Annotated in this window: 15 protein-coding genes; 9 read left to right on the forward strand and 6 right to left on the reverse strand. The window is 70.5% G+C overall.

All coding sequences use genetic code 11. From position 1 onward, the window contains the following. Nucleotides 1-4: 4 nt before the first annotated feature. Nucleotides 5-2,365 (forward strand): penicillin acylase family protein, encoded by a 2,361-nt coding sequence (locus tag H5368_RS03495; protein WP_182821390.1) that lies wholly within the window; start codon nt 5-7, stop codon nt 2,363-2,365. Between the two features lie 12 nt (nt 2,366-2,377). Here the strand turns inward: H5368_RS03495 and asnB are convergent, their stop codons facing one another. Further along, on the reverse strand, nt 2,378-4,102 hold the full coding sequence (asnB, locus tag H5368_RS03500; RefSeq protein ID WP_182821392.1) for an asparagine synthase B: 1,725 nt from the start codon (nt 4,100-4,102) through the stop codon (nt 2,378-2,380). Nucleotides 4,103-4,458: 356 nt separating this feature from the next. Here asnB and H5368_RS03505 point away from each other — a divergent pair, with 356 nt between their 5' ends. Then, nucleotides 4,459-5,154: a hypothetical protein gene (locus H5368_RS03505; protein WP_182821393.1), complete on the forward strand. Its 696-nt coding sequence runs from the start codon at nt 4,459-4,461 to the stop codon at nt 5,152-5,154. A 74-nt stretch (nt 5,155-5,228) separates the two neighbouring features. Here the strand turns inward: H5368_RS03505 and dapE are convergent, their stop codons facing one another. From dapE to map, 5 genes are read right to left on the reverse strand one after another with little or no spacing between them, the layout of a single operon-like run. Continuing rightward, nucleotides 5,229-6,362 carry a succinyl-diaminopimelate desuccinylase gene (dapE, locus tag H5368_RS03510; protein ID WP_182821395.1) on the reverse strand — a complete coding sequence of 378 codons (1,134 nt, stop codon included), beginning with the start codon at nt 6,360-6,362 and terminating at the stop codon, nt 5,229-5,231. Further along, nucleotides 6,359-6,718 (reverse strand): Spx/MgsR family RNA polymerase-binding regulatory protein, encoded by a 360-nt coding sequence (locus H5368_RS03515; protein ID WP_182821397.1) that lies wholly within the window; start codon nt 6,716-6,718, stop codon nt 6,359-6,361. Before H5368_RS03515 ends, dapE begins: the two co-directional genes overlap by 4 nt. Nucleotides 6,719-6,737: 19 nt before the next feature. Further along, nucleotides 6,738-7,742, reverse strand: a complete 1,005-nt coding sequence (dapD, locus tag H5368_RS03520) for a 2,3,4,5-tetrahydropyridine-2,6-dicarboxylate N-succinyltransferase (RefSeq protein ID WP_182821400.1) — start codon at nt 7,740-7,742, stop codon at nt 6,738-6,740. Then, nucleotides 7,739-10,351 (reverse strand): [protein-PII] uridylyltransferase, encoded by a 2,613-nt coding sequence (gene glnD / locus H5368_RS03525; RefSeq protein ID WP_182823723.1) that lies wholly within the window; start codon nt 10,349-10,351, stop codon nt 7,739-7,741. Before glnD ends, dapD begins: the two co-directional genes overlap by 4 nt. Before the next feature lie 19 nt (nt 10,352-10,370). Beyond that, nucleotides 10,371-11,147, reverse strand: coding sequence for a type I methionyl aminopeptidase (gene map, locus H5368_RS03530; protein WP_182821402.1), 777 nt, complete (start codon nt 11,145-11,147; stop codon nt 10,371-10,373). 269 nt (nt 11,148-11,416) lie between these two features. Here map and H5368_RS03535 point away from each other — a divergent pair, with 269 nt between their 5' ends. From H5368_RS03535 to tsf, 7 genes are all read left to right on the forward strand, one after another. Then, nucleotides 11,417-11,941, forward strand: a complete 525-nt coding sequence (locus H5368_RS03535) for a spore coat U domain-containing protein (protein WP_182821404.1) — start codon at nt 11,417-11,419, stop codon at nt 11,939-11,941. Between the two features lie 28 nt (nt 11,942-11,969). Then, nucleotides 11,970-12,773, forward strand: a complete 804-nt coding sequence (locus H5368_RS03540) for a molecular chaperone (protein ID WP_182821406.1) — start codon at nt 11,970-11,972, stop codon at nt 12,771-12,773. Nucleotides 12,774-12,780: 7 nt separating this feature from the next. Then, nucleotides 12,781-15,174, forward strand: coding sequence for a fimbria/pilus outer membrane usher protein (locus H5368_RS03545; RefSeq protein ID WP_182821408.1), 2,394 nt, complete (start codon nt 12,781-12,783; stop codon nt 15,172-15,174). Next, the gene (locus H5368_RS03550; RefSeq protein ID WP_182821411.1) at nt 15,171-16,229 is read left to right on the forward strand and encodes a spore coat protein U domain-containing protein; all 1,059 of its coding nucleotides are present in this window, start codon (nt 15,171-15,173) and stop codon (nt 16,227-16,229) included. Before H5368_RS03545 ends, H5368_RS03550 begins: the two co-directional genes overlap by 4 nt. A 139-nt stretch (nt 16,230-16,368) precedes the next feature. Then, nucleotides 16,369-16,629 (forward strand): hypothetical protein, encoded by a 261-nt coding sequence (locus H5368_RS03555; RefSeq protein WP_182821413.1) that lies wholly within the window; start codon nt 16,369-16,371, stop codon nt 16,627-16,629. Nucleotides 16,630-16,942: 313 nt separating this feature from the next. Continuing rightward, nucleotides 16,943-17,827, forward strand: a complete 885-nt coding sequence (gene rpsB, locus H5368_RS03560) for a 30S ribosomal protein S2 (RefSeq protein WP_182821416.1) — start codon at nt 16,943-16,945, stop codon at nt 17,825-17,827. Nucleotides 17,828-17,914: 87 nt separating this feature from the next. Then, nucleotides 17,915-18,784, forward strand: a complete 870-nt coding sequence (tsf, locus tag H5368_RS03565) for a translation elongation factor Ts (RefSeq protein WP_182821418.1) — start codon at nt 17,915-17,917, stop codon at nt 18,782-18,784. The last annotated feature ends 17 nt before the right edge of the window (nt 18,785-18,801 follow it).

Raw genomic sequence — 18,801 nt, forward strand, 5'->3', positions numbered from 1 at the left:
GTGCATGGTGCGCTGGTGCCTGCGGCTGGCGGCGTTGTTGTTGCTGTGCGTGGCGCTGGCCGCGCTGGCGGGATGGTGGGCGCTGCGCGCCAGCCTGCCGCTGCTCGACGGCAATGCCGGGCTGTCCGGCCTCGCGGCACCGGTCACCGTGACCCGCGATGCGCTCGGCGTGGCCACCATCGACGCCGGCACCGAGGCCGATGCGATGCGCGCTCTGGGCTACGTGCACGCGCAGGAACGCTACTTCGAAATGGACCTGATGCGCCGCACCGCGGCTGGCGAACTCGCCGCGCTGTTCGGCCCGGTCGCGCTGGATGCCGACCGCGCGCATCGCGTGCACCGGATGCGCGCACGCATCGCGGCCAATCTCGACGCCATCCTCGGCGACCGGCGCGCGCAGCTCGATGCCTATGTCGAAGGCGTCAATGCCGGGCTGGCCGCGCTCGATGTGCGTCCATGGCCCTACCTGCTGCTGCGCACCGCGCCGGAGCCGTGGCGTGCCGAGGACTCGGCGCTGGTCGCATTCGCGATGTACTTCGACCTGCAGGACGCCGGCAACGCGCGCGAGCTCGCGCTGTGGAAGGTGCGCCCGCACCTGCCCGCGGCGCTGCATGCGCTGGTCACCCATGCCGGCTCCAGCTGGGACGCGCCGTTGTCCGGCGATGCGATCGGCGATGCCACGCTGCCCGGCGCGGACGTCCTCGACCTGCGCCGGCTGCCCGCGCCGGAGGCCGGCGGCATTGGCCCGCTGCCGGACGCGCCGGAGCCGGGCAGCAACAACTTCGCGGTGGCCGGCACGCTGACCGCGGATGGCCGCGCCATCGTCGCCGACGACATGCACCTCGGCCTGCGTGCGCCCGGCACCTGGTTTCGCGCGCGCCTGCACTACGCTGATGCGGGCGCGCAATCCGGCGGCGTGGATGTGTCCGGCTTCACCCTGCCCGGCCTGCCCGCGGTGATCGTGGGCTCGAATCGCCACGTGGCCTGGGGCTTCACCAACAGCTACGGTGACTACCTCGACTGGGCGCTGGAAACGCCCTGCGGCCCGAGCCCGGCCCGCGGGTGCGCCGCGGTGGAAACGCACCGCGAGACGATCCTCGTCGCCGGCGCGGACCCGGTGGCGCTGGACGTGCGCGAAACGCCGTGGGGCACGGTTTTGCACGAACTCGACGATGGCCGCGTGCTCAGCCTGCGCTGGACGGCGCACCTGCCGGGCGCGGTCAACTTCGGCCTGGCCGGCATGGCGCGCGCCCGCGGCATCGACCATGCCCTGGTGCTGGCGCGCGATGCCGCCATGCCCACCCAGAACCTCGTCATCGGCGACCGTGGTGGTCGCATCGCATGGCGGCTGATCGGCCCGCTGCCGCAGCGCGCATCCGGCTGCACGCCGGTGCAACCCGTCACGGAGGCGGGCAGCGACGCGTGTCCGCCGTGGGGGGCCAGCACCCGCAACGCCCCGACCCTCGCCTCGCCCACCGTGGATCGCCTGTGGACGGCCAACAGCCGCGTGGTGAGCGGGCCCTCGCTGGAACGCATCGGTGACGGCGGCTACGCGCTCGGTGCGCGCGGCGCGCAGATCCGCGACGCGCTGCGAGCGGCCGACCGCTTCAACGAGCGCGACCTGCTCGCCATCCAGCTTGACGACCGCGCGCTGTTCCTCGCGCGCTGGTGGCGGCTGTTGCGCGAGCGCTCGGCGACATCGCCCACGCCGGCACTCGCGGTCCTCTCCGCAGCCGCGGCGCAGTGGGAGGGTCGCGCCGATCCCGCGTCCACCAGCTACCGCGTGGTGCGTGCCTGGCGGATCGCGGTCAACGAGCGCATCGCCGATGGCCTGCTGGCGCCCGCACGCGCGGCACTCGGCGACGACTTCGCGATGCCGGCGCTGCCGCAGCTGGAAGGCGTGGCCTGGCCGCTGGTGTCGCAGCGGCCCGCGCACCTGCTGCCGCGACGCTTCGCCAGCTGGGAAGCGCTGTTCGAGGATGCCGCCGTGGCGGTGCGCGACGAACTGTCGGCCCAGGGCCCGCTGGCCGCGCGCAACTGGGGGGAATACAACACCGCGCGCATCTGCCATCCGCTGGCGTCCGCGCTGCCCAGGCCGGCGCGCGGGTGGCTGTGCATGCCGGCCGATGCGCTGCCCGGCGACACCCACATGCCGCGCGTGCAGGGCCCGGCCTTCGGCGCGTCGCAGCGCATGGTGGTGTCGCCCGGCCGCGAGGCCGACGGCTTCATCCACATGCCAGGCGGACAGAGCGGCCATCCGCTGTCGCCGTTCTGGGGCGCGGGCCACGACGACTGGGTACACGGCCGGCCCACGCCGTTCCTGCCGGGCAAGGCCGAACATGCACTGGTGCTCGCACCGCGCTGAGGCGCGCAGGCGTCACACGCCGGCGGGCTGGTGCACGCCGATCACTGCGCGCCCGGACGGATCAGCCTGGCCTGCGAACGCCGCGTCCCAGGCAATCGCCGCGGGCGACGAACAGGCGATCGACGGCCCACCGGGCACGGTGCGCGCGCAGGCCGCGCCGGGGAATGCATCGTCGAACAGGCTGCGGTACCAGTACGCTTCGCGCGTCAGCGGCGGCGCGTACGGAAAGCGCTGAGCCGCTTCGGCGAATGCGCGCGCGCCGACGACCTGCGCGGCATGCGCCTTCAGCCCGTCGATCCAGCCGTAACCGACGCCATCGCTGAACTGCTCCTTCTGCCGCCACAGGATGGCGTCGGGCAGCAACCCGTCGAATGCCTCGCGCAGCACCGCCTTCTCGATCGGCGGGCGCGCCGTGCCGCGCTGGCGCACCATTTTCTCGTGCGCGTCCATGCCCATCGCCAGGTCGAGGAACTCCAGGTCGAGGAACGGCACGCGCGCCTCGACGCCCCAGGCCATCATCGCCTTGTTGGCGCGCAGGCAGTCGTACTGGTACAGCGCATCGAGCTTGCGCACCGTCTCCTCGTGGAACGCGCGCGCGTCGGGCGCCTTGTGGAAGTACAGGTAGCCGCCGAAGATCTCGTCGCTGCCCTCGCCCGACAGCACCATCTTCACGCCCATCGCCTTGATGCGCCGTGCCAGCAGGTACATCGGCGTGGATGCGCGCACCGTGGTCACGTCGTGGCTTTCGATGTGCCGGATCACCTCCGGCACCGCGTCGATGCCTTCCTGCAAGGTGTAGATGAAACCGTGGTGCACGGTGCCGAGTGCGGCGGCCGCGACTTCCGCCGCTGCGAGGTCTGGCGAGCCTTCCAGGCCGATGGCGAACGAGTGCAGCCGTGGCCACCACGCTTCGGACGCGTCGTCATCCTCGATCCGCCGCCGTGCGAAACGCGCCGCGCAGGCGGCGACCAGCGACGAATCCAGCCCGCCCGACAGCAGCACGCCGTAGGGCACGTCGCTCATCATCTGCCGATGGACGGCCGCTTCGAAGGCGTGCCGCAGCGCGTCCGCTGCGACCACCATGCCGCGCGTCGCGTCATGGTCGCGCCACGCGGGAGAGAAGTAGCGGTGCAGCGTGCCGGTCGCGGTGTCGTACCAGTGGCCCGGAGGGAACTGCGCCACGTCGTCGCAGTGCCGGGCCAGCGCCTTCATTTCGGATGCGACCCACAGCCGGCCGTCACCGTCATGGCCCCAGTAGAGCGGGCAGACGCCGATCGGATCCCGCGCAATCACCGCGCGACCGCGCACGCTGTCCCACAGGGCGAACGCGAAGATGCCGTTGAGCCGCGCCAGCCACGGGCCGATGTCATCCGCCTCTGCGCCGGTATCCGCGCGACCGGCGTGATGGCTGTACAACGCGTTGATCACCTCGCAGTCGGAACCGGTCTGGAACGCGTAGCCATCCTGCAGCCCGTCCTGCAGCTCGCGATGGTTGTAGATCTCGCCATTGACCGCCAGCACCAGGCTGCCGTCGGCCGAACGCAGCGGCTGCGCGCCGCCGGCCGGGTCGACGATCGCCAGCCGCTCGTGCACGAGGAGTGCGGCCGGTTCGGCATGCACGCCGGACCAGTCCGGACCGCGATGGCGCTGCAGCGTCGAGAGCGACAGCGCCAGGGGACGAAGCAGGGACACGTCGGCCCCGAGGCGAAGGTCGAAGATGCCGAGGATGGAACACATGGCGTAGCTCCTTGTGCCGGCAATCACCGGCGGTGGAACGCCTGCGCGGAAACGAAAAACCCGCGCCGGGCGCGGGTTTCGGGTTGCCTGGCTGGTGTCGCCTGCCTAGTCGCCCGCCCGCGGATCGCGCACGCGATTGTCCGAACCGCGATTGTTGCGGTTGCAGGCAGTGCGCGTGGCGGCGGGGTGGCGGGACATGGCCTCGAAACTAGCCTCCACTCCACGTGGCCGTCAAGCGCGCGTGACGCCCTCTTTCCTCCCACCCGCTGAACGCGTTCCGCACGGGTGCCGATGCATCACCCCCGATTCATCGCCTGGGGATCCAGAATGTCGCCACCCTCAAGGAGCGAACGAACATGACCCGGAACCACCGCATCCGCACGCTCGTACTCGCGCTGGGCCTTGGCCTGGCCGCCACCGCCGCCACCGCATCCGCCCAGACCATCGGCTACAACACCCGCACCGGCGATGTCTGGGTCGATTCACGCCTGGGCGAGATCAACGACTATGGCCGCCAGTACCGCGACCCGTTCATGGACGAGATGACCGGCTATTACGGTGCGCCGCGCCCGCTGCTGGTCGAACTGCTTGACCAGCGCCGCTGGGCCCCGGGCGACGTGTACTACGCCTGCGCGCTTGCGCATTCGCTGCGCATCCCGTGCCGCGACGTCGTGCGCGAGTACGACCGCCACCCCGGCCAGGGTTGGGGCGCGACCGCGCAGCGCTTGGGCATCAAGCCCGGTTCACCGGCGTTCCACGCGCTCAAGCGCGGCCAGGTGGATACCTACGGCCGCTGGGGCCATCCGATCGTGATCGACCGTGACGTGCGCGTCGACTGGTCGCGCCCGGATCGCCGCGGCGGCAAGGCCTCGCACGACAGGCCGGGCCGCGGGCACGCGGAGCATGCCGCGCCGGGCAAAGGCCAGGGTGCAAGCCAGGGCCGAGGCAATGGCAATGGCAATGGCAAGGGTAGCCAGGGCAACGGCAAGGGCCGCGGCAATGGCAACAACGGAAACGGCAACGGAAACGGCAAGGGTCCCGGCAAGCCCTGAACGTCGCGGCCGCGTACCGGCCACCTGATAATGGCGACGGCCACCGCATTCCGGTGGCCGTCGCCGTTTGCGGCTCAGGCGGGAGTGAGCAGGTGCTCGATCAGCGCCTGGTAGATCCCGGGCAGCGCTTCGAGATCGGCAACCGCCACATGCTCGTCGACCTGGTGGATGCTGGCGTTCACAGGCCCGATCTCGATGCACTGCGCACCCAGCGGCGCGATGAAGCGCGCATCCGAGGTGCCGCCACCCGTGCTCTCCTCGGGCTCGCTGCCGGTCATGCGCGCCAGCACCTCGCGCGCGGCGGCGCGCAGCGGCCCTTCCGGCGTGTGGAACGGCTCGCCGCTGCGATGCCAGCCAACGTCGAAGTCGAGGCCATGGCGGGCCAGCATCGATTCGATCGTCGACTCCAGCCGCGACGCATCCCAGTGCGGGTTGTAGCGCAGGTTGAAGTGCACCGTGAACTCACCCGGGATCACGTTGCCCGCGCCGGTACCGGCCTGCACGTTGCTGACCTGCAGGCTGGTGGGCGGGAAGCTCTCGAAGCCGTCGTCCCAGCTTCGCGCGGTCAGTTCCGCGAGCGCCGGCAATGCGGCGTGCACCGGGTTGCGGGCCTTCTCCGGATACGCGACATGCCCTTGGATGCCGCGCACCAGCAACGTCGCCGACAGCGAACCGCGACGGCCGACGCGCACCAGGTCACCGAGGCGCGAGCTCGATGAAGGTTCACCGGTAATGCACCAGTCGATGCGCTGGCCGCGTTCGCGGAACACCTGCGCCACGCGGCGCACGCCATCGATCGCATCGCCCTCCTCGTCGGAGGTCAGCAGCAGCGCGATGGTGCCGCGGTGGTGCGGATGCGCGGCCACGAAACGTTCCATGGCGACCACGAACGCGGCCACGCTGCCCTTCATGTCGGCGGTGCCGCGACCGTACAGCTTGCCGTCGCGCACTTCGGGCACGAACGGATCGCTGGCCCAGGCGTCGCGCGGGCCCGTCGGCACCACGTCGGTATGGCCCAACAGAACCAATACCGGCCCACCCTCGCCGTGCGTCGCCCACAGGTTGTCGACCGCGCCGAAGCGCAGCGGCTCGCAGCCGAACCCGGCGCGCGCCAGGCGCTCGGCCAGCAGCACCTGGCAGCCGGCATCGTCCGGCGTCACCGAGGCGCGCATGACCAGTTCCTTGGTCAGCGCCAGCACCTCGCTCACGCGCCCACTCCAAAGCGCTTCCTGAAGCTGTTGTCGCTGAAGCCCTGGCTGAGCACGCCATCGTCGGTGACGACCACCGGGCGCCGGACCAGCTGCGGGTACTCGCGCAGCAGCAGCTTCCATTCGGCATCCGAGCCCGCCGCCTTGCGGTGCTCCGGCAGCTGGCGCCAGGTGGTCGACGCCTTGTTGACCAGCAGCGCAAAGCCGCCGGCCTGCGCCGCCCACTCCTGCAGCACCTCGGGCTCCGGCTTGCTGGCGCGGTAGTCGACGAACGTGTGCGCGATGCCGAAGCGGTCCAGCCACTTGCGCGCCTTGCGGCAGCTGTCGCAGTTGTCGAGCCCGTACAGGGTGGTCATCGCCGGCCTCCGCGCGCGCTCAGAGCGCGTGCCCGCGCAGCAGGTCATTGACCGAGGTCTTCGCGCGCGTGCGCGCGTCGACCTGCTTGACGATCACCGCGCAGTACAGCGAATGCGTGCCGTCCGCGGACGGCAGCGAGCCCGCCACCACCACGCTGCCCGGCGGCACCACGCCGTAGCTGGTCTCGCCTGTCATGCGGTTGTAGATGCGCGTCGACTGGCCGAGGAACACGCCCATGCCGATCACGCTGTGGTGGCCGACGATCACACCTTCCACGACTTCGGAACGCGCGCCGATGAAGCAGTGGTCCTCGATGATCGTGGGCGTTGCCTGCAGCGGCTCCAGCACGCCGCCGATGCCGGCGCCTCCGGAAATGTGGCAGTGCTTGCCGACCTGCGCGCAGGAGCCGACCGTCGCCCAGGTATCGACCATGGTGCCGGTGCCGATGTGCGCGCCGATGTTGACGAACGACGGCATCAGCACCACGTCCCTGTCGATGAAGCTTCCGCGCCGCGCGATGGCGCCCGGCACCACGCGCACACCGGCCTTGCGGAACGCGGCTTCGTCGAAATCCTCGAAGCGCAGCGGGATCTTGTCCCAGTACGGCGACGGCCAGCCTTCCATCACCTCCATCTCCTGGACGCGGAAGTACAGCAGCACCGCCTTCTTCAGCCATTCGTTGACCGTCCAGCCACCGGCGCCGTCCGGCTCGGCGACGCGCAGGCGGCCACTGTCGAGGCCGTCGATCACGCGCTCCACCAGTGGCCGGGTCGAGCCCTCGAGTTCCTCCGGCGTCAGCGTGGCGCGTCGCTCCCAGGCGCTGTTGATCATGAAGGCCAGGTCATGTTCCGGCTTCCTGACGGCCGGTTCGACGGCCACCGAGGGCGCGGGCCTGGAGGCTTTCTTCGCGGACTTGGTGGCCGGCGCGGGGGCGGTGGCTGGCGTGGATTTCGCGGCCGTCGACGGCGCGGTGGCCTTCGCGCTGGCTGCCTTCTTCGCCGGCAGCTTCTTCTTCGTGGTCATGCGGGTGGTTCTCCATCGATCCTGGCCAGCAGCGCGTCGTGCAGCCGTGCACAGGCGTCCTGGTCCAGCGGTGTGTTGTCCTGTCCGGTGATCCGGAACACGTCCTCGGCGCGTGCGCCGAAGGTGGCGATGCGTGCGTCGTGCACGCGCAGGCCTTCGCGGCGCAGGACATGCGCGACGTCGGCCAGCAGGCCTGGCCGGTCGGTGCAGACCAGGCTGAGCACGGTGGCACCGCCGTCTGCGGCAGTGGCGAAATCGACCTGCGGCGGGATGCGAAAATGACGCAGGTGGCGCGGTTGCGCGCGGCGCGCCGGACGCACGCGGTCCAGCGGTGCGGCGAGCACCGCCGCCAGCCTGCGCGCGATGCCCTGCGCGTCACCCTCGGCACGCGCGTCGGCGGGAAGCACCTGGAAGCTGTCGAAGATGGCGCCGCCCGGCCCGTCCAGTGCGCGCGCGTGCTGGATCTCCAGGCCCAGGCGGTCGAGCGTGATCACGATCGCCGCGAACAGGCCGTCGCGGTCATCGCCATGCACGAACACCTCCATCGCCTGGCTGGCGGCGGCCAGCAGCCGCGCGCGCACCACGACCCCGGCGTCACCGGCTTCGCGCAGCGCGCCGGCCTGCCATGCGATCTGCTCGGGCCGCGCGCGCAGGAAGCTCGCCTCCGGGAACTGCCGGAGCAGCACCTCGGCCTCGTCATCGCCCACCCCGTCCGCGACCAGCAGCGCCTTGGCCGCGGCGTGCGCCTCCACGATGCGCTCACCGGCGGCCACGGGATGTTCCAGGCCGCGGCGAAGCGCCAGGCGCGTCGCGTTGCGCAGGTCGGCCAGCAGCCGATCCTTCCAGGCGTTCCACAGCTTGGGCGAGGTGCCTGCGATATCGGCGCAGGTGAGCAGGTAGAGATGGTCAAGGCGCTCGCGGTCGGCGACTTCCGTGGCGAAGCGGTGGATCACGGCCGGATCGCTGATGTCCTGTTTCTGCGCGGTGATCGACATCAGCAGGTGCCTGCGTACCAGCCATTCCACCAGCGCGGTGTCACCCTCGCCGAGGCCGTGCGCTTCGCCGAAGGCGCGCGCGTCGACCGCGCCGAGCTCGGAATGGTCGCCACCGCGTCCCTTGGCGATGTCGTGGAACAGCCCGGCCAGCAACAGCAATTCCGGCTTGCGCAACGTCGGCCAGACCTCGTGCGCCATCGAGAAGCGCGCGTCGCCATCATCGTTGGCAAATGCCGCCAGATTGCGCAGCACCGCCAGCGTGTGCTGGTCGACGGTGTACACGTGGAACAGGTCGAACTGCATGCGCCCGGACACCTGGGCGAACGCCGGGATCCAGCGCCCCAGTACGCCCAGGCGCGCCATGCGTTCCAGCGTGCGCACCGGCGACGGCCCGCGGAGCAGCGCCATGAACGCCGCACGCGCCGCGGACGTGGCGTCGCCATAGGCCGGCAGCACGGGGAGCGCTTCGGCCAGCGCACGCGCAGTGTGCGTGTGCAATCCGCGCAGTTCGCCAAGCCGCGCCCAGGTGGCGAACAGCGCGAACACCGCGCCGATGTCGCCATGCGGCCAGTGATGCTCGCGGGCGGCGAGGTAGCCACGGCGCAGCTCGAAGTCGTCATCCACCGGCTCGGGCGCGGCGGTGCCGTCGAAGTGCTCCTCGAAGCGCTGCAGCAGGCGGTCGCCGATCCGGCGCACCACCGCGGCGCTCTGGTAGAAGCCCTGCATCATCTGCTCGACGCCGAGGTTGTCACGGTCGTCGGCGAAGCCGAGGCGCGCGGCCAGCGGCTTCTGGTGGTCGAAGCGCAGCCGTTCCTCGGCGCGCCCGGCCACCAGGTGCAGGCCGAACCGCAGGCGCCCCAGCGCGCGGCGCTCGCGCTCCAGCGCCGCGGCCTCGTCGGCACCGACCTGGCCCAGTGCGACCAGCGGCTGCAGCTCGTGCGTGCCGAACGCGCGGCGCGCCATCCAGCCCACGGTCTGCAGGTCACGCAGGCCGCCCGGGCCTTCCTTGAGGTTGGGTTCGAGGTTGTCCGAGGTGTCGCCGAAGCGCGCGTGGCGGCGCGCCAGTTCGTCCGCCTTGGCCAGGAAAAAGTCGCGCGCCGGCCACGCGCGGTCCGGCGCGATCGCACGTGCCAGGGTGGCCAACGCATCCGCGTCCGCGACCAGCGCGCGCGCATCCAGCAGCGCGGTCATCACCGTCAGGTCGGCGGCGGCTTCGGTGCACTGCACGGGCGAACGCGTGGCGTGGCTGGCCGCGAGTCCGGCATCCCAGAGCAGGGCGATGAAGCGCGCCAGCGCCTCGCGATGGCGCAGCTGCGAGTCGGGCTCGGCCAGCACCAGCAGGTCGATGTCGGACTGCGGGAACAGCTCGCCACGACCGTAGCCGCCAACGGCGAACAGTGCCGCATCGGCGCCTGCGGGAATGCAGCGCTCCCAGGCCGCGACCACGATGGCGTCGACCGCGCGCGCGCGCTGTGCGATCAGGCGATCGGCGTCGATGCCGAGGTCGAAGCGCCCGGCAAGATCCGCATCGCCCTGCAGCAGCGCGTCGCGCTGCGCGAGCACCCAGCCGGCATCGCCTTCGCGCGGCGCGCAACCGGTCGCGTCCGGGGGCATGGGCGCGGCGGTGGACATCTCAGAGCCCGTTGTCGTCGCCGGGCAGGCGGGTCAGGATCTCGACCCCGTCGGCGGTCACCGCGACCATGTGCTCCCACTGCGCGGACAGCTTGCGGTCCTTGGTGACCACGGTCCAGCCGTCAGGCAGCAGGCGCGTGTGGCGCGCGCCCTCGTTGATCATCGGCTCGATGGTGAAGGTCATGCCCTCGGCCAGCACCAGGCCTTCGCCCGGGCGGCCGTAGTGCAGCACCTGCGGCTCCTCGTGGTAGACCTGCCCGATGCCGTGGCCGCAGTACTCGCGCACCACGCTGAAGCGTTCGGCCTCGGCGTAGGACTGGATGGCGTGGCCGATGTCGCCCAGCGTGGCGCCCGGCTTCACCGCACGGATGCCGCGGAACATCGCCTCGCGCGTCACCTCCACCAGGCGCCTGGCCATCACCGACGGCGTGCCGACGAAATACATGCGGCTGGTGTCGCCGTGCCAGCCGTCCTTGATGACGGTGACGTCGATATTGATGATGTCGCCGTCCTTCAGGACCTTGGCGTCGTTGGGGATGCCGTGGCAGATGACGTTGTTGACCGAGATGCAGGTCGCCTTGGGATAGCCCTTGTAGCCGACGTTGGCCGGCGTGGCCTGCTGCACGTTGACGATATGGTCATGGCAGATGCGGTCGAGCTCCTCGGTGGTCACGCCCGGCACCACGTGCGGGGCGACCACCTGCAGCACCTCGGCGGCCAGGGCGCCGGAAACGCGCATCTTCTCGATCTGTTCGGGGGTCTTGGGGGTAATGGTCATCGGGCCATTATCGCCCACCCGGCTGCCAGCCCGCAGGACGGCGCGCGCATGGTCAGCGAATGCCCGGAATGTGACGTGCTGCGGCAGCTCGGCCGCCGTGCTCCGCCATCGCGGGATTCCGCGGGCGAACGCTGCCCGGATCCGACCATACCGCTGCGTACGCCACTGCAGACATGATGGCCCGCGGATCTTCCGGAGTTGGCACGCCCTTTGCTTGAGGATCTCCGTCCGCAAGCGTGCGGCCCGTCACACTCACTCTGGGAACCACTATGCATCTCTCCAAGCAGTCCATCACGCTTTCCGTTCTCGCCAGCGCCCTGTCCCTTGGCATGATCGCCAGCGCGCACGCGGCCGAAGACAGCGCCACCTTCCAGGTCCGCATCGTGATCCAGGAGTCGTGCACCATCAGCGCCACCGCGCCGACCGACATCGACTTCCTGAGCCACACCCGCTCCACCGGCGCACCGGTGACTGCCACGGGCACCCTGAACGTGAACTGCTCGGCGGGCACGCCCTACGCCATCGGCCTCACCGGCGGCGTCAACTCGGCGGCCGATGCGGCGGCACCGGCGGCGGGTGATCGTCGCATGTTCAGCGGTGGCGCCTACGTGCCGTATGACCTGTACCGCGACGGCGGCTTCAGCAACTTCTGGGGCAACACCACCGCCGTCAACATGCAGACCGGCACCGGCAACGCCGCGAGCCAGACCTACACCGTGCATGGACGCGTGCCGTCCACCAACTTCCCGGCCGGCACCTACACCGACACGGTCACCGCGCGGGTGGTGTACTGAGCATCGGTCCCGGATGCGATCGGCGGCCATGACCCGGACGCACCTCCACTCCGCCCCGGCACCGCGGCGCCGGCCGTTCCGATGGCTGGCGTTCGCGCTGGCGGGGCTGGGCATGCTCGCGGCGCTGCCGGTCGGCGCCGCCAGCCTGCAGGTCGCCCCCATTTCCGTGGAACTGGAGGCGGGCGAGCAGGCCGAGGCCCTGTGGTTGAGCAACACCGGCGACCAGCCCATCCAGGCGCAGGTCCGGGTGATGGCGTGGTCACAGGATGCCGCAGCTGATCGGCTCGAGCCGAGCCGCGAGCTGCTGCCCAGCCCGCCGATCGTGCGGATCGCACCCGGCCAGCGACAGCTGGTGCGCATCGTGCGGCCGCAGGCCGGCGCGGTGCCGTCGGAGCGCGCTTTCCGCCTGCTCGTCGACGAGTTGCCAGACCCCGGGCAACCGGCCTCGTCGGGCCTGCAGTTCCTGTTGCAGTACTCGGTGCCGGTCTTCGTGCTGCCTGCGGGCGCCACGCCGCAGGACGCACCCGGGCCCCGCGCGCCCACCGATGCCTCCACGCTGTCCACCGTCGTGGAGGGGACCGGCGAGGACGCGCGCATGACGGTGGTCAACCTTGGCACGCGCCGCGTGCGGCTGAGCGACCTGGTACGGATCGACGCTGCCGGAGCCGAGACGCCGCTCATTGCCGGACTGGTGGGCTACGTCCTCGCTGGCCAGCGCATGCAATGGCCGCTGTCCCTGCCCGCCGACGGGCTCCGCGGCGCAAGCCTCAGGGTGAGACTGAATGACGACCAGGACCCGCAGATCCTGCCGCTTTCATCGCCGACTCCCTGAACTGTCCGTGCTGGCCATTGCCCTGTCGCTGTCCGCGGTCCCGGTCGGCGTGCAGGCGCGCGGCGCGGGCGCGGCCGCGGTCATGGCCGATGAAGCGGACAGCGCACAGGCAGCCACAACGCCTGGCAGCCAGGAGCTCTACCTCGACGTTTCACTCAACGAGGTCGCCACCGGCACGCTGGCGCGCTTCGTCCTGGTCCACCGGCGGCTCCACGCAAGTGCCGCCACGCTGCGCGGGCTGGGATTGCGCTGGACGGGCAGCGCAACAGCGCAGGGCCTGGTCGCGCTGGACGCCCTGCCGGGCCTGCAGGTGCAGTACGACGAAGCGCGGCAGCACCTGGCCCTGCTTGCACCGCTGGACCTGTTGGGGGCCGCGCAGGCGCGCGGCGGCTACGTCACCCCCGCTCCGCTGCAGGCCGACCCCGCCAGCCGCATCCCGGGCCTGATCCTGAACTACGACGTCTACGGGCAGCACGACGACAACAGTTCCAGCCTCGGCGCGTGGAACGAGTTGCGCCTCTTCGGCCTGGGGCCCGGCGTGTTCGTCAACACCGGCAGCAGCCGCGCCTTCCGCGCGCGCGGCGCGCGCGACGGGCACGAGGCAGTGCGCCTGGACTCGTTCTGGGAATACGACGACCCGGAGCGCATGCTCACCGTGACCGTCGGCGACACGCTTACCGGCGCGCTGTCGTGGACGCGCCCGACCCGCATCGGCGGGATCCGCATCTCGCGCAACTTCGCGCTGCAGCCATACCGCATCACAACCCCGCTGGCCTCCTTCGCCGGCGAAGCGGTGCTGCCGTCGACCGTCGACATCCTGATCAACGGCATCCAGCAGTCCAGCCAGCGCGTGCAGCCCGGGCAGTTCGTGATCGACAGCGCGCCGATGCTCAGTGGTGCCGGGCAGGCGCAGATGGTGCTCACCGACATCAACGGCCAGCGCCGGGTGCTGGATTTCGCCCTGTATGGCACGCCGCAACTGCTCGAGGCCGGGCTGGTGGACTGGTCGGTGGAGCTGGGTGCGATGCGTCGGAGCTACGGCCAGCAGTCCTTCGACTACGCCGATGATCCTGTGTTCAGTGCGACCGCCCGCCGCGGCATGAGCGACCGCGCCACGCTCGAAGGCCACACCCAGCTTGCCCCGGGCCTGCAACTGGCGGGCGTCGGGGGCGGCTGGCGCGTGGGCGCGCGCGGTGGCCTGCTGACCGGTGCCGCGGCCGGCAGCCGCCACGCCGGGCACAACGGCACGCTCGGCAGCCTTGGCTACCAGTGGAACTCGCCGGCGTTCAACCTGTTCGCCTCGAGCACCCACCGCAGCGCCGGATTCCGCGACGCCGGCAGCCTCGAAACCGGCGCGCTGCCACGCCGCACCGACCAGGCCTTCGCCGGCTTCAACACCCGGCTCGGTCAGCTCGGCGCCAGCTACATCCTGCAGGCCGACCAGGACAACCAGGCGCGCCGCTATGCCACGCTCAACTGGTCGCGACAGCTGCCGCGCAACGCGACGGTGAGCGTCAGCCTCAGTCGCGGGCTCGACGACGACGCCGGCGACAGCGCCTATCTGTACTGGTCGATGCCGCTGGACCGCCACGCTTCGGTGTCCGCGAGTGCACGCCATGGCGATCGCAGCCGCGGGCTGTCGATGGGCGCGCACCGCGCCCCGAACAGCGACCTGGGCGGCTGGGGATGGCGCGCCCAGGCCACGGCCGGCGACCAGCCGGGCGCGCAGGCCGAAGTCTCCCGGCTCAGCCAGAACGGGCAGTGGACACTGGGCGCCAACCACTGGCGCGGCGATGGCAACACGCCGTCGGCCACCACGACCTACGGCAGCGCCAGCGGCGGGCTCGTACTCGTGCGCGGCCACGCCTACGCCATGCGCCGGGTCGACGACGCGTTCGCGGTGGTGGACACGAGCGGTTTTGCCGGTGTTCCGGTGCGCCTGGAGAACCGGGTCGTGGGTCACACCGACGCGAACGGGCTGCTGCTGGTCAGCCGCCTGAACGCATGGCAGGCCAACCGGCTGTCGATCGATCCGCTTGACCTGCCGGTCGACACCCAACTGGGCGAAACCAGCATCGATGCCGTGCCGCAGCGTCGCAGCGGCATGCTGGCGGCGTTCAAGATGAAGCGCATCCATCCCGTGGACCTGGTGCTGCGCGACCACGCAGGCAGCTTGTTGCCCGTCGGCAGCCGGGTGTGGCTGGAACCCGCGGACGGCGAATTCGATGCCGACCGGGCACCCGATACCGTGGTCGGCCATGGTGGAATGGTGTGGCTCACGGACCTGCCGGAGGGGATGCGCCTGCGCGTCCAGACCGGCGACCAGCTGTGCATGGCCGCGCCCACCCTCCCCGCGGGCAGCGGAGCCCCCGACGAGCCAGGCGACCTGATATGCCGATGAACCGCATGCCGCTTCCTTCCAGCACGGGTACGTGCGCCGTGATGCGGCGGCACCGCACGACCGCTGCATGGAAACCGGCCTTCCTGCTGCTTCTTCTCGGCGGCGGCACACTGCTGCCCGCCCACGCCCAGAGCTGCTGGTCCACGGGAAGCCTGGCCATCGCATTTGGCGAGGTCGGCGGCACGGGCAAGTCCACCAGCGACAGCCTTGCGATCACCTGCAATCGCGGAAATGGACGTCCGGCCATCGCCTATCGCATCTGCATGTTCATCCCGGAGGGAACCCCGATCCCCGGCATCAATCCGCGCTGGATGACCAACTACAACGGCGCGCAGATGGCCTACGACCTGTATGCCGACCCGGCCCATTCGCAGCTCATCCCCCCCAATGCGGGCAGCAGTGGTTACGTCCTGCACAGCACAGTGCTGGATGTGCGAACGAACACGACCGGCGACCAAGGCACCGCCTACCTCCCCGTCCACGCCCGGGCACGCGTTGGACAGAGCCTGCCGGCTACCTACGGGTTCCAGAGCCAGATCCATGGCGGCCAGATCCGCTACGCGTACAACGAGGGCAGCCCCGGGAACGCTCCCACCGCCCCCGGCCCCGAGCGCTGCCTGCTGGACGCAACCCCGAGCGTCACCTTCTATACGCATGTCAGCGCGACCTTCGCCAACACCTGCCACGTCAGCACCGCCACCGACCTGGACTTCGGTGCCGTCGCCTCGCTTCCGGGCAATCGCGACCAGACCTCGACCATCCAGTTGCGTTGCCCCGCGGGGACACCCTGGCGCGTGGGCCTGGACGACGGGAGCAATGCCGCAGGCACCACCCGGCGGATGGCCGGGCCGAACGGCAACTACCTGCGTTATGAGCTGTACCGGGACGCGCAGCGCACGCAGCGCTGGGGTGGGAAGGCGATCGCCACCGACAACAGCATCGGAACCGGCACCAATGCCACGCAGAGCCTGACGGTGCATGGGCGCGTCCCTGCGCAGCCGACGCCGGCGGCCGGAAGCTATTCGGATACCGTCACCATCACGCTGGTGTTCTGACGTCCCCTGGGCCCGGAGTGTCTACGGCGTCCGGTCGCGGGGCGATGCAGGTCACAGATCGGCCAGGGGTTCCAACGTTGGTGGATGTCGAGGGGGATGATGCGGCGCATCCCTTCCACCTTCGTGCCAACCCCCGCCGATGTCCGCCCTGCGCATGTTCGTCCTGTGCCTCGCATTGCTTGCAACGGGCGCTGGCGAGGCAAGCGACCAGGTGCCGATGCGCGTCACGCTCGTCCTGGTGGACGCGTGCACCATCCAGTCGCGCGAACCTGCCTGGCCCGATGCGCTGCGGGTCACGTGTTCCTCCCCGCAGCCCTACCGGATCGACAACGCGCCCGTCGACGGCACGGGGGCCGCGGCGACCGAGGATGCGGCTCCGGTCACGACGGTCGTATTCTGATCCCCGACCGGCGTCTGGTTGCCAGCGGACCGCCGCGGGCGCTATGATCGTCGGGCTTTGCCGGCAGGTCTTGCCGCAATGCTGCCCACGCCGGGCATGGCGCATCCCTCAGCGAGGGACGCAGGCGAATACACACCTGCTGCAAACACCCGTTCCGGGGTGTCCCTGGTCCACGAGGACCCGGGATCTGGATACGGAGGCAGCGGGGAGGCCCAACCCCGGAACCTTTCGCCGACTGTCGCCCTCGCGGGCCGCGGTGGCGAGCCGCCCCTACCCTTCCGGCGGCCGGGTTCCCCATCAGGAGTCACATGCAATGTCCCAGGTCACCATGCGCCAGATGCTCGAAGCCGGCGTCCATTTCGGCCACCAGACCCGCTACTGGAACCCCAAGATGGCGCCGTACATCTTCGGCGCCCGCGGCAAGATCCACATCATCAACCTCGAGAAGACCGTTCCGCTGTTCACCGACGCGATGAACTTCATCTCGGGCATCGCGCAGAAGCGCGGCATGATCCTGTTCGTCGGCACCAAGCGCAGCGCGCGCGATCCGATCAAGGAAGAAGCCGAGCGTTGCAACATGCCGTACATGACCCAGCGCTGGCTCGGCGGCACGCTGACCAACTTCCGCACCGTGAAGCAGTCGGTGTCGCGCCTGAAGATGCTGGAAGCCGGCGAGACCGACGGCAGCTTCGACAAGCTGGTCAAGCACGAAGTCCTCGGCCTGCGCCGCGAGCGCGAGAAGCTGCTGGCCTCGCTGGGCGGCATCAAGGAAATGAACCGCCTGCCCGACGCGCTGTTCGTGATCGACATCGGCCATGAAGACATCGCCATCAAGGAAGCCAAGAAGCTCGGCATCCCGGTGATCGCGGTGGTCGACACCAACTACGACCCGGCCCTGGTCGACTACGCCATCCCCGGCAACGACGACGCCATCCGCGCCGTGCAGCTGTACGCCCGCGCCGCGGCCGACGCCGTGCTCGAGGGCAAGGCTGCCGCGCCGAGCGCCGCCAACGTGCGCGAGGAAGACTTCAGCGAAGGCGCCGATGGCGACAAGCCGCGCCGCGCCCCGGCCCGCAAGGCCAAGCCCACGGACGCCGCCAAGGGTGCTGACGAGGCCGCGGCCGACGCCCCGGCCGCCGACGCGGCACCTGTCGCCGATGAGGCGAAGGCTGCCGACGCGACGCCTGCGGCCGAGTAAGCCACACCTGCGTCCCAGCGGCGTACCAGGCGACCGCGCCATCGTGCGCGGCCGCCGACCATCGAACCCACAGCTACCGAGGTCCCCATGGAAATCACCGCAACCCTGGTCAAGGAACTGCGCGAGCGCACCGGCGCCGGCATGATGGAATGCAAGAAGGCCCTGACCGAGGCCGGCGGCAACGTCGACGCCGCCGCCGAGGCGCTGCGCAAGTCCGGCCTGGCCAAGGCCGACAAGAAGGCCGACCGCGTCGCCGCCGAAGGCCGCATCGTGGCCGCGCAGGCCGACGGCCGCGCCGTGCTGGTGGAAATCAACTCCGAGACCGACTTCGTCGCCAAGGACGAGAACTTCCTCGCCTTCACCCAGGCCGTGGCCGACGCCGCGCTTGGCGTGCAGGACATCGACGCGCTGAAGTCCGCCACCGTTGACGGCAAGACCGTCGACGAGGCGCGCGCCGCGCTGATCGCCAAGGTCGGCGAGAACGTGCAGGTGCGCCGCATGGCCACCATCGCCAGCACCGACAACGTCGCCGCCTACGTGCACGGCGGCCGCATCGGCGTGCTGGTCGAGCTCAAGGGTGGCGATGTCGAGCTCGCGCGTGGCCTGGCCATGCACGTGGCCGCGATGAACCCGCCCTACAACAAGGCGGCCGACGTTCCGGCCGAGTTCCTTGCCAAGGAAAAGGAAATCGAGCTGGCCAAGATGTCCGAGAAGGACCGCGCCAAGCCGGCCGAGATCCTCGAGAAGATCATCGGCGGCAAGGTGGCCAAGATCGTCAACGAAGTCTCGCTGTACGGCCAGGCCTACGTGCTCGACACCAACCAGACCGTCGAGCAGGTGCTGAAGGCTGCCGGCGCCGACGTCGTGCGCTTCGAGCGCCTGGCGGTTGGCGAAGGCATCGAGAAGGTGGTCGAGGATTACGCCGCCGAAGTGATGAAGCAGGCCGGCCTGGCCTGATCTGCCGTACGGCGCAA

This window comes from Luteimonas sp. MC1782 (genome assembly GCF_014164605.1).
Classification (GTDB): Bacteria; Pseudomonadota; Gammaproteobacteria; order Xanthomonadales; family Xanthomonadaceae; genus Luteimonas.